Genomic DNA, 12,067 nt, shown 5'->3' with positions numbered 1-12,067 from the left:
CCGCTGGCCCCTCGCGTAATACGGCGCGGGTGCGGATCGGTCCGCTTGAAGCGGGGGATCTGAAAAGGATCGCCCGGTGAAGCGCCAGCCGCCGACAGACCCCGTCGATCCGGCGGGCGATGGTCCATGGGAGGTTGTCAAGAGCCGCGCGGTGCGCCGGAGGCGAGCCGGAATACGAGAAACTACCTCGGAGGGCTTTCCTCCGGCGCACCGCCGCCCGATCGGGGTGGCCCGACATGCGGCGGAGCGAAAGAGCCGCCACGAGGGGACTGGCCGATGACCCGGCTGCGCGAGCGGCGCGGGAAGGCATGCCCGTGCCCGGCGGAACGGCAAAACCCGATCGGCGCTGAGCGGCCCCATGACGCGGCTCGCCTCGACCCTTTCCCGGCGGCTCGCCTGCCGCTACCATCGCCCTCGACGAAATCCTTGGAAGGCCCCCGCCATGACCGACCACCCTGCCATCGAACCCCGCTGGAAACACGACGGCGTGCGCGTCATCAAGGGCGACAAGCTGGATTCCAACACCGCGCAGACCCCCGGCATGTTCCGCCAGGCGGCGATCAACCACGCCCGGGTGGGCGCGCAAAAAATCTGGGCCGGGACGGTGACGATCGCGCCGGATGCCAAGACCGGCGTCCATCATCATGGCGAGTTGGAAAGCGTGATCTTCGTCCTCAGGGGCAAGGCCCGCATGCGCTGGGGCGAGCGGCTGGAATTTACCGCCGAGGCCGAGCCCGGCGACTTCATCTTCGTGCCGCCCTTCGTGCCGCATCAGGAGATCAACGCCGATCCCGGCGCGCCGCTCGAATGCGTGCTGGTGCGCTCCGACAACGAGGCGGTGGTGGTCAACATCACCGACGTCGATCCGGTCGAAAAGCCCGAGGCGGTCTATTGGGTCGACCCGATCCACAGGCAGCCGGAATAGAGCGCGCTCCATCCGACAGGCCGCATGAAGGACGCCCGGGTCATCGAGCGCCACCTCGTGCAGAGCAGAATTGATCCGGTCGTCAGGCCGGTCTGAGCCGCGCATCGGTCTTGCCGACGGTCGATTTCCGTTCGAGGTCCGATGCCGGATGCGACCGCGCGGGCGGCGTAGGGGGGGGCTATTGGCGGCGGCTTCGCGGTTCGCTACCCGGCGTTGGCCGCTTTCGCCTCGCGATACCGCTCGAAGCCCCTCGCCCGCAACTCGCAGGCCGGGCAGGCGCCGCAGCCATAGCCGAAGGCGTGGCGGTGGGTGCGATCGCCCTCGTAGCAGCTGTGGGTCTCCTCGACGACGAGATCGACCAGCGCCTCGCCGCCGAGCCGCTCGGCCAGCGCGAAGGTGGCGGCCTTGTCGATGAACATCAGCGGCGTGTCGATGACGAAGCGCGCCTCCATGCCGAGATTGAGGGCGAGCTGCATCGCCTTGATCGTGTCGTCGCGGCAGTCGGGATAGCCGGAATAGTCGGTCTCGCAGACGCCGGTGACGATGTGCTTCAGCCCGCGGCGATAGGCGAGCGCCCCGGCAAAGCCGAGGAACAGGAGGTTGCGGCCCGGCACGAAGGTGTTGGGCAGGCCGGTGGCCTCCATGGCGATCGCCGTGTCCCTGGTCAGCGCCGTATCGCTGATCTGGCCGAGGACGCCCATGTCGATCATGTGGTCCGGCCCGAGCCGCTCCGCCCAGTGCGGGAACCCGGCCCGGAGGGCGGCGAGAACCCTCGGCCGGACCTCCAGCTCCACCCGGTGGCGCTGGCCATAGTCGAAGCCGATCGTCTCGACATGCGCAAATCGCTCGAGGGCGACGGCGAGGCAGGTGGTGGAATCCTGCCCGCCGGAGAAGAGGACGAGGGCGCCGTCGGCCTCGGTCATCGCTGGAATCCTTCCGTCGCGCATCATGCGCCGCCGCCGGATCGGCGGCGGGGTCGTGCGGCAAGATGATGCCGCCCCGGCGAAGGTCCAGCCGGCACTCGTCCCTGGCGCTCGTTCCCGGCACTCGCCCCCTGGCGGCCGTCCCCGGGCCCGGTGCCGGTTTCGGTCCACCGGGAGTCGCCTGCCGATGCACGCTCCCGGCGAACCCTGGTGGCCTTGCAGCGTCGCGTGAGAGCATCGGCACGACTTGCGCGATCTTACGAAGAAGTAACGTTGTCGCCCAATAGCGCGGAAATACAAGCCGGCACAATGCTTTCGGACCCCGGTCGCGCATGGCTCGGGCGAAGCAGACCCCGCAGTGTCACGCAACGTTCATAAAACGGGACCAATGGACCCCAGCGCAACGGCGCGGCTGCCGATCCCCACCCGAACGACACAGGTTCGGATGGAAAGGCCCCCCGCCCGCCGATGCGATCGCCACCCTTCGACGCAGGGTCCATCGTCGTGATCGAAACCGTCAGCTCCGCCTCGGCGCGTCGTTCCGGGCCCCGCATCCTCCACACGACTTTCGGCCAGTCGCCCCCCGGCGCCGGGCCGCTTCCCCGCAACCGGTCCTGACGGGCGGATTTCGCCGCACCGTTTCCTTCGGCCGGTTCCCGCCGCGCCCGGCGAGCCTCGATTGCCATCGGGTTCGCCGTCCGCTTCCCCATGGCCGGACGCAGCCGCGTCCGGTCCCCCATGTCTTGCGAAGGAGTCATCCATGTCCCACTACGGGCTCAAGGCCGTTTCAGCCGTTCTCGTCGCCGCCATCGGCCTCGCCGGCGCCGCAAGGGCTGCCGACATATCCGGTGCCGGCGCCACCTTCCCCTATCCGATCTATGCCGAGTGGGCGAAGGCCTATCAGACACAGACCGGCAACGGGCTGAACTACCAGGCGATCGGCTCCGGCGGCGGCATCAAGCAGATCGAGGCGCGCACCGTCACCTTCGGCGCTTCCGACAAGCCGCTCGGTGGCGACGAACTGAAGCAGAACACCCTCGTGCAGTTCCCGACCGTCATGGGCGGCATCGTCCCGGTGGTCAATGTCGAGGGCGTCAAGCCCGGCGAACTCGCCCTGGACGGCAAGACCCTCGCCGAGATCTACCTGGGCAAGATCACCAGGTGGAACGATCCGGCCATCGCCAAGCTGAACGGCACGATCGAACTGCCGGACGCGCCGATCGCCGTCGTCTACCGTTCGGACGGTTCGGGCACGACCTTCAACTACACCACCTACCTCGCCGACGTGGATCCGGAGTGGAAGGACGAGGTCGGCGTCAACACCTCGGTCGAATGGCCGGTCGGCGTCGGCGCCAAGGGCAATCAGGGCGTCGCCGCGACCGTCGGTCAGACGCAGAACGCGATCGGCTATGTCGAATATGCCTATGCGCTCCAGAACCAGATGACCTACACCGACATGATCAACAGGGACGGCAAGCGCGTCGCGCCGCAGGCCGAAGCCTTCGCCGCCGCGGCCGAGAACGCCGACTGGTCCTCGCAGCCGGGCTTCGGCGTCATCCTCGCCAATCAACCCGGCGCCAAGACCTGGCCGATGACCGCCGCGACCTTCATCCTGATGCACACCGACGCTTCGGATCCTGCCGACTCGGCGGAGGCGCTGAAGTTCTTCGACTGGGCCTATGCCAAGGGCGACGAGATGGCGGCCAAGCTCGACTACATCGCGATGCCCGACAGCGTCGTCGGTCAGATCAAGCGGGAATGGACCGAGATCAAGGATTCGGACGGCAAGCCCGTCTGGTCGCCCACCCACTGATCGCCACCACCGCGCCGCGAGGGGCTACGGCCCCTCGCCATCGTACTTCCTGTCCCGGGGGTCTTCATGAGCATCACGATCGACCGCTCCGGCGGAGCGCACTCCCGACGGCTGCGGAAACGGGGCGACGAGGTCTTCAGGCGTGCGACTCTGGCCGCCGCGCTCATCGTCCTTGCCGTCCTCACCGGCGTCTTCGTCTCGCTCCTTGTCGGTGCATGGCCGGCGCTGCGGACCTATGGGCCGGGCTTCTTCGTCACCGAAAGCTGGAACCCGGTGACGGAGAGGTTCGGCGCACTGGCGCCGCTCTACGGCACGGTCGTCACGTCGATCATCGCCATGGTCATCGCGGTTCCGGCCGGGCTCGGCATCGCGATCTTCCTGACCGAGACCTGCCCGCGCCGGCTTCGCCGGTCGATCGGCATCGCCATCGAGTTGCTCGCCGGCATTCCCTCCATCATCTACGGCATCTGGGGGCTCTTCGTCTTCGCCCCGTTCATGCAGACCGTGGTCCAGCCGGCGATCATCTCGACGCTCGGCGAGGTGCCGCTGGCAGGTCCGCTGTTTGCGGGCCCGCCCTACGGCATCGGGCTTCTGACCGCAGGGCTCATCCTGGCGATGATGATCCTGCCCTTCATCGCCTCGATCGCGCGGGAGGTGTTCCTGACCGTGCCGGACATGCTGCGCGAGGCCGCCTACGGCATGGGCATGACGCGCTGGGAGGTCAATCGCTCGATCGTCATCCCCCATGTGCGCACGGCGCTGGTCGGGGGAACGATGCTGGCGCTCGGCCGGGCGCTCGGCGAGACCATGGCCGTCACCTTCGTCGTCGGCAACGCCCACCGCATTTCCGGCTCGATCCTGCAGCCGGGAACGACGATATCGGCGGTGCTCGCCAACGAGTTCACCGAGGCGACGACCGACCTCTATACCGCGTCGCTGGTGGCCCTCGGCCTCGTCCTCTTCATCATCACCTTCCTGGTCCTCAGCGGCGCACAGCTGCTGCTCGGCCGGATGCGCCAGCGGGCGGGAGCATGACCGGATGAACGCGAAACTCCGGCGGCGCAAATTCACCAGCGCCGTGATGATGGGCCTGGCGACGGGCGCAGCCGCGCTCGGCCTCGCCGTGCTGGCGATCATCCTCGTCCATCTCGTCGTCAGGGGCGCCCCGTCCCTGGGCACCGCGCTGTTCCTCGCGGACACGCCCGGCCCGCAAGCTGCGGGCGGCCTGCGCAACGCCATCGTCGGATCGTTGATCATGACGGGTCTGGCGATGGTGATCGGCATGCCGATCGGCGTCCTCGCCGGCACCTATCTCGCCGAATACGGGCGCTTCTCGAAGCTTGCTGCCGTCATCCGCTTCATCAACGATATCCTCCTGTCGGCACCGTCGATCATCGTCGGGCTGTTCGTCTACCAGATCCTGGTCGTCACCCTCGGGCACTTCTCGGCGCTCGCAGGGGTCGTGGCCCTGTCGATCCTGGTCGTGCCGATCATCGTGCGAACGACCGAGGATGTCCTGCGCCTGGTACCCGACACGCTTCGAGAGGCGGGACTTGCGGTCGGCGTGTCGCGCTCGCTGGTGATCCGCAAGGTGATCTACTCGTCGGCGCGGGCGGGAATCGTCACCGGCATCCTGCTCGCGCTGGCGCGGATTTCCGGCGAGACCGCGCCGCTGCTCTTCACCGCGCTGTCGAACAACTTCTTCAGTCTCGACCTGGGCGCCCCGATGGCCTCCTTGCCCATCACCATCTTCCAGTTCGCCCTGTCTCCCTACGACAACTGGCAATCCCTGGCCTGGGCCGGTGCATTGCTCATCACCATCGCCGTGCTGGCGCTTTCGATCGGGGCACGGCTCCTGACGACGAGGCTGGACCCCTGATGACCGATACCTTGACCTGCGACCTCATGACCCTCGACGCGGCCCGCGCCGCGCCCCGCCACCGGCAACCGGAGGCCGGGCCGCCCGACAGCCACGCCGCCGGCTCCGCGGCCCTGCCCGCGACCCTGCCGACGACCGGACCCGCGAGCCGAATCGCCATCCGCGACCTCGACTTCTTCTATGGCGAACGCCAAGCGCTGAAGAAGGTGTCGATGGAGCTGCCGGATCGGCAGGTCACGGCGATCATCGGACCTTCCGGCTGCGGAAAATCGACGCCTCTCAGGGTCCTGAACCGGATCTACGACCTTTATCCCGGCCAGCGGGCGACGGGTTCCGTCGTCGTCGACGGGATCGACATCCTCGACGCCAGGACCGACATCGACCACCTGCGCGCCAAGGTCGGCATGGTCTTTCAGAAGCCGACCCCCTTCCCGATGTCGATCGAGGACAACATCGCCTTCGCACTCCGGCTCAACACGACGCTGCGCCACGATGAGATCGCCGAGCGGGTGCAGACGGCGCTGAAGAAGGCCGCGCTGTGGAATGAGGTCAAGGACAAGCTCAAGGCCTCCGGCCTGTCGCTGTCGGGGGGCCAGCAGCAGCGCCTGTGCATCGCCCGCACCATCGCCACCGAACCCGAGGTGATCCTGCTCGACGAACCGGCCTCGGCCCTCGACCCGATCTCGACCGGTCACATCGGAGACGATCATGGAGCTCCGGCGGGACTACGCCATCGTCATCGTCACCCACAACCTGCAGCAGGCGCAGCGGATCAGCAACCGGACCGCCTTCATGTATCTCGGCGAGCTGATCGAATATGCCGAAACGGCGACGATCTTCGGGAACCCGCGGGAAAAGCGCACGCGCGACTATGTGACGGGGCGCTTCGGGTGAGGCCGGACGATCGAACCCCTTGGGCGGACTGCCGCGCGCGCGTCGCCTGACGCGACGTTCGACCGATCCCTTCGGGAGGTCGGGCCTCTGCCCCACTCGCCGGGCAGGCCTGACACGTCATCCGATCCGATCGACGGGACAGGGAATGGCCGGCGGTGAATGCCGGCGGTGCATGTCCGGCGCTCGAGGCGCCATCGTCCGCGGCAACGATACCGGCGCGTCCGTCCCCCGCACGCGCCCGGCCATTGCCGCCACGTCGAAGGCATCGCCTCGCGCGACACCCGCTCCGCCGGCCGGCGACGCCTCGCGGCAGGCGCGATGTCCAGGCGCGATCGGAGCGACAGCTGCGCGAGTCATCCCCGCATTCCGCCATACGGTGCGGGCTCTGCGGCGCAAATTGCGATTATTTCAATACCATGGAAAACGAATGGTACGGTTGGGTGGTCTCGAACCACCGACCTCCGGAGCCACAATCCGACGCTCTAACCAACTGAGCTACAACCGCACGCAGGAACGAGACCCGACGATGCCGACGTCCCGCGTTCCGTGAGCATCGGATAGTGATTTTCGTCCGCCGATGCAAGCCCGCCAAACGCATTCGACCGACATTCGCCCACGGGCGGCTGTGGGCGGCTGCGGGTGGCTGTGGTCGCGCGGATGATCCAGACCGCCCGCTGCGACCGGCTGCGTCGGCAAAGCCTGCGCCCGAAATGCAAAAAGGGCCGCGGCGGGCGCGACCCTTCGAGAGATGCTGCCGCCGAGCCCGGCTCGCGGCAGCTTCGACAAGGAGACGTCCGGGCTCAGGCGCCCTTGGTGGCCTTCTGGAAAGCCTCGCGGCCCGGCTGCATCATGTCCTTGGCGACGGACTGGCTGAGCGCCTGCATGTCCTTGGCCTGGTCGGTGGCCATCTCGACCTGCTTGCGCACATAGGCGGTCTGCATCTCGATGACTTCCGCGAAGGACTTCGCCGACATCATCGAATCCAGATGCGCGAAGCCGAGCTCGGCATTGGTGCGCATCGCATCGATGGCCTTCTTCGACAGCTGCAGGGAGCCCTGATGGACGTTCTCCATCGTCGACTCCAGCGCCTTGGTCGCCTCGTCGGCGGCAGCCTTCATCCGGCCATAGGCTTCCTTCGACTGCTCCATCGACTTCTGGGTCATCGAGCGGAAGGTCTCGTTGAGCTGGCTCGGATCCATGCCGAGGATGCTCTGGGAATTCGGCATGGCGAACGGGTCGTTCCTGGCTTCGGCCATCTGGCTATCTCCTCATTTTTTGTTTTTCGTCAGGAAGGCCTTGCCCTCCCATCCGTGAGATATATAGCAGCCGCCATGCTGCACTGCAATAAATCTCGCTAGGATTTTTTGCATCTGCTCATTCGTTAACCGTTTTGAAAGTCAGTGGTGCGCTGCGGGGCAAGGTTCTTTATTCGTCCCGCCCGCAACACTATGAATGAAAGCTTAAAGAGGAAATCGGACCCGGACCGGCCTCACCGGCGGCGCGCGTGTGGCGAAGGCAACGAACGGACCATGGCGATCCCACCAATGCGACAGACGCTGGCCCTCATGGCGGAGCCCGCCATCCGCGGCTCGAACGCCGCCGACACCGCGATCGTCGTGTTCGCGGCGGATCTTGCGGCCGTGCTGTGGGCCAACAGCGCCGGGACCGCGAGCTTCGGCCTCGATGCCGGGGGAGACCCGACGCCGGCCGCCGACGCGCTGCTCGCCCAGATCGCCGCGGCGCGCAGCCTCCTCGCCCGCAAGGGCCGCACCACGCTGCTCCTGCGCATGGCCCAGGGCTTTCGCTCGTCCCGCATACCGGCCGAGATGACGCTGGTGACGCCCGCCGCGTCCGTCGGCGAGGAGCCAAGCCAGGTGGCCGTGCTGACGGCGAAGGCGCCCCGTCCCGCCTACGGTCCGGCCGACCGCGACGCGGCACTGCTGCGCGAGACGGGGCTCGGCGACGTCGCGGGCGTGCGACTTCTTGCCACGGACCGCGCCGCCGGGATGGAATTCGGCGAGGACCGGCCGACGGCCGAGACGGTCGCGGCCTTCGCCGCCGGCGACGAGGCCATCGCGGAAGTCCCGCGGGCCGGCGGAGCGAGCCTGCTTTTGGCCCGCATCGCCGACGACCGCATCCTCGTCCTCGACGAGGCGCCGGATGCCGAGGCAGCCACCGCCCGACCCGCCGCATCCGAAGCGTCCGCATATCGCGAGGCGCCCGAACCGCAGGAGACGACCATCCCGGCCGAACCGGCAACCGCGACCCCGCACGCCTCGGGCGACACGACGTTCCACCGCCGATCGAACTGGGGATCGCCGGCCACGGGCGAGATCCCGGCCGAGATCCCGAGCCGCGAGCCGGCGGACGCTGCGGCGGCGGCGTCCTCGCCGGATGGTGCACCGGCGAGCGACGCCTCGGACGGGCGTGGCGCCGGGATCGGTGACGGGCATGGCGACGAGATCCGTGCGGCGCCCGATCCCGAGGAACCCGGCGAGACCAGAGACGACGGTGGGGAGCGTGCCGCGCCGATCCCGGCCACAAGAGACGGCGAGGACGAGACCCGCGAGGCGCCGGCCGCCGAACAGCAAGCGAGCGAGCCCGACGCGGTCCGGGATGAGCGGCCGATCCGCCGTCACTCCGCCTGGGGCGCCGTTCCGGCCACGCAGGGTATCGCCGATGCACCGGCGGAGAATGCCGCGGCCGCCGGCGACACGTCCGCGCGGTCCCCTGCCCCGGACGATGCACCGCCGACGGATGCGGCGCCAGGAGATCCGGCCGCTGGCGATCCGGCGGCGGGCATCGGCGACGGTCCGCAAGCTCGCTCCGGCGAAGCTCCGGAACCGGCACCGGGCGAGGACGCCCGCAAGGCCGGTTCGGCTGGCGCCGGCGACGACGACGCGGGTGGAGCGCTCCCGGGCGACGAGACCGAAGCGCCCCCGGCGGATATCCGGCCGATCGCGGCCAGCGACTTCTCCGTCGTCGGACCGGACGAGGCCGCGCGCCCTTCAGGCGGCGGATTTTCTCCGCGTCTCGTCGGCGAACCGGTCCGCTTCGTCTGGCGCGTCGACGCCGATGGCCGCTTCCGGTCGCTGTCGCCGGAATTTGCCGAGGCGGTCGGCCCGGTCTCGGCGGCAGTCCTGGAGCGCAGCGTCGATGCCGTCGCCCGCGCCTACCGGCTCGACGAGGACGGTGCCCTGCGCCGGCTTCTCGCCCGCCGAGAGACCTGGTCGGGGCGCACAGTGATGTGGCCGCTGGAGGCGAGTGCCAAGAAGGTGCCCGTCGATCTCGCGGCCTTGCCCATCTACGCCCGCGACCGCAGCTTCGACGGCTTTCGCGGCTTCGGGGTCGTTCGCCTCGCCGATGCCGAAGACGACCCCGACGCCATCGGGCTGGCGCTCGCCGAGGCCTTCGCGGGGCTCCCGTCGAGCGACGAGGCGGCGACCGAGCCGGATGGCGAGGGTCCGCAAGCAGCAAAGCTCCCGGCCTTCCTCCAGAGCATCGGTGCGGCGACGCCGCCGGTGAGCTTCGGCCGGCGCGAGCCGCAGGCGCGGCCGGCGGACGCCCATGTCCATGGTGCCGGCGAAGGCGAGACCCCCACCACCACCGATCCGGTGCACCGAAGCGACAAGATCATCCGTCTGGAGGAGCGGCGGCGCTCGCAGAACGGCAGTCTCAGCCAGACCGAGGAGGCCGCCTTCCGTGCCATCGGCGAGACCCTGGCGCAGGGCAGCGACCCGCGCGACCTCGTCGCCGCGGTGCGCGCCGCCTCGGAGCGCATCGAGGCCTTCGAGGGCGAGCGGCAATCCGCGCAAGGCGACGAAACGGGCGACGAGACGGGCGGCGCGGGGAGCGACCCGTCGGGCACGCCGGACGCAGCGGGTGATCGGCCGGACCATGCGGACGCGCCGGCGTTCGCCGCCGAAGGGGGAAGCGCACCGGGGCCAGACGGTCCGGACCCGTTCCGCGCCGCGGCTGCCGGCGCCCCGTCCGGCGAGGCGCCGGACGTCGCCGCGGCGCTCGAACAGGCCTATGGCAGCCTGCCGATGCCGATCCTTGCCCAGGCCGGCAACGCCCTCGTCTATGCCAACCGGGAATTCCTCGATCTGACCGGCCATGCCGACGTCGCGGCGCTGGTGGCGGCCGGCGGCCTCGAAGCGCTGGTGCTCGAGCGCAAGGCCGGCGATGCCGACTTCCTGCGGCTGCGACGCGCCAACGGCCAGGACGTTGCGATCCGCGCGCGCATGCAGCGCACCAGCGTCGGCGGCATCGGCTGCCTGATCCTGTCGTTCTTCGCCACCCCGCGCCTGACGGCATCCTACGGCGCTCTGGTCCATGCAGCGGGGGTCGATGCAGCGAGCGGGCCGGCACCGGCCTTCGCCGGGGAGGTCTTCGAACATCCGGTGCTCGATCTCGCCGCCGACGGCGTCGTGCTCGTCGACGAGGCGGGCACGATCACGGCGATGAGCGGAGCGGCACAGCGGCTGTTCGACATTCCCGCCGGCGACGTCGCGGGACGGTCCTTCCTGACCCTCTTCGCCCATGAGAGCCAGAAGGGGCTGAAGCGGCTCCTGGCCGGTGAGGATGAGGCGGGCGGACGGGAGGGTGCCGATACGAAGTGGTATGCGAGGCGCGACGTCATCGGCCGCGTCGCCGGCGGGGCCTTCCTGCCGCTGGCGGTCTCGCTCGGCCGGGTGCCGGGCACCGAGGGGTTCTGCGCCGTCATCCACGACATCACCCGCTGGAAGCGCGCCGAGGAGACGGCCGAGAAGGCGCGGGCCCATGCCGAGGCCGCCAACCTGCAGAAGAGCACCTTCCTGTCGGAGGTCGCCAGCGAGATCCGCGATCCGGTCGACGCGATGATCGGCTTTGCCGACCTGATGGGCAGCGAAAGCCTCGGGCCGGTGGGCAACGAGCGCTACCTGGAATATCTCGACGACATCAAGCGGTCGGGCCACCAGGTGATCGACCTCGTCACCATCCTGCACGACCTCGCCAAGGTGGAATCGGGGCGGATGGAGCTGAACTTCGAAGCGGTCTCGCTGGCCGAGATCGTCTCCGAGGTCACCGCGGTGATGGCGCCCAAGGCGAACCGCCAGCGGGTGATCGTGCGCACCCACCTGCCCTCTTCGGTGCCGCCCGTCGTCGGCGACCACGATACCATCCGCCAGATCACCACCAATCTCGTCGCCAACTCGATCCGCTCGACCCCGGCCGGCGGCCAGCTGATCGTCTCGATCAAATACGACGTGGAGACCGGCGTGTCGCTGCGGTTCCGCGACAGCGGCGTCGGCATGCGCCAGGACGAGATCGAGAGCGCCCTGCGCGCGCCCGGCGCCGGCCATGTCTCCAGCGGCGCCGAAAGCGGCCGGCTCGGCCTGCCGCTGACCAAGGCGCTGGCGGAAGCCAACCGGGCCGAGCTCTCCATCGCCTCGACCCCCGGCGAGGGCACGCTGGTCGAGGTGCGCTTCCCGCCGGCCCGCGTCCTCCTGGACTGACGGCCTCGCGGACAGGATCCGCATCCGTCGGCCGGCCTCGCACAAAGGCCTCGAACGAAAACGGGCCGCCCGAAGGCGGCCCGTCTGATCTCCGGCTGGTACCGTGCAAGTGGGAAAGGGGCGGCTCCGTCCTGC

The 12,067-nt window shown here is 69.2% G+C and carries 7 protein-coding genes, 1 tRNA gene and 1 pseudogene; 6 read left to right on the top strand and 3 right to left on the bottom strand.

The features are described 5' to 3' along the window. The first annotated feature begins 442 nt into the window (after window positions 1–442). Window positions 443–925, top strand: a complete 483-nt coding sequence (locus ATO4_RS25600; protein WP_083594793.1) for a cupin domain-containing protein — start codon at window positions 443–445, stop codon at window positions 923–925. Between the two features lie 203 nt (window positions 926–1,128). Here ATO4_RS25600 and queC read toward each other — a convergent pair whose 3' ends face one another. Then, entirely contained in the window at window positions 1,129–1,848 is a 720-nt protein-coding gene (queC, locus tag ATO4_RS25595) for a 7-cyano-7-deazaguanine synthase QueC (protein WP_083594792.1), read from the bottom strand. Between the two features lie 760 nt (window positions 1,849–2,608). Here queC and pstS point away from each other — a divergent pair. The 4 genes and pseudogenes from pstS (at window position 2,609) to pstB (ending at window position 6,434) form a co-directional block, all read left to right on the top strand. Beyond that, the gene (pstS, locus tag ATO4_RS25590; protein ID WP_083594790.1) at window positions 2,609–3,661 is read left to right on the top strand and encodes a phosphate ABC transporter substrate-binding protein PstS; all 1,053 of its coding nucleotides are present in this window, start codon (window positions 2,609–2,611) and stop codon (window positions 3,659–3,661) included. 66 nt (window positions 3,662–3,727) lie between these two features. Further along, the gene (gene pstC, locus ATO4_RS25585; protein WP_083594787.1) at window positions 3,728–4,696 is read left to right on the top strand and encodes a phosphate ABC transporter permease subunit PstC; all 969 of its coding nucleotides are present in this window, start codon (window positions 3,728–3,730) and stop codon (window positions 4,694–4,696) included. Window positions 4,697–4,700: 4 nt separating this feature from the next. Beyond that, window positions 4,701–5,540: a phosphate ABC transporter permease PstA gene (gene pstA / locus ATO4_RS25580; RefSeq protein ID WP_083594785.1), complete on the top strand. Its 840-nt coding sequence runs from the start codon at window positions 4,701–4,703 to the stop codon at window positions 5,538–5,540. Window positions 5,541–5,653: 113 nt separating this feature from the next. Continuing rightward, window positions 5,654–6,434, top strand: a pseudogene (pstB, locus tag ATO4_RS25575) (phosphate ABC transporter ATP-binding protein PstB). A 428-nt stretch (window positions 6,435–6,862) separates the two neighbouring features. Here the strand turns inward: pstB and ATO4_RS25570 are convergent. Together ATO4_RS25570 and ATO4_RS25565 are read right to left on the bottom strand one after the other, a co-directional pair. Next, a tRNA-His gene (locus tag ATO4_RS25570) sits at window positions 6,863–6,939 on the bottom strand. Window positions 6,940–7,234: 295 nt separating this feature from the next. Beyond that, window positions 7,235–7,690 carry a phasin family protein gene (locus tag ATO4_RS25565; protein ID WP_083594783.1) on the bottom strand — a complete coding sequence of 152 codons (456 nt, stop codon included), beginning with the start codon at window positions 7,688–7,690 and terminating at the stop codon, window positions 7,235–7,237. 273 nt (window positions 7,691–7,963) lie between these two features. Here ATO4_RS25565 and ATO4_RS25560 point away from each other — a divergent pair, with 273 nt between their 5' ends. Further along, window positions 7,964–11,932, top strand: coding sequence for an ATP-binding protein (locus tag ATO4_RS25560; protein WP_139802703.1), 3,969 nt, complete (start codon window positions 7,964–7,966; stop codon window positions 11,930–11,932). Window positions 11,933–12,067: the final 135 nt, after the last annotated feature.

The organism is Aurantimonas sp. 22II-16-19i, from assembly GCF_002088275.1.
Classification (GTDB): domain Bacteria; phylum Pseudomonadota; class Alphaproteobacteria; order Rhizobiales; family Rhizobiaceae; genus Jiella.
This window is presented reverse-complemented; position numbering and strand designations above follow the sequence as displayed.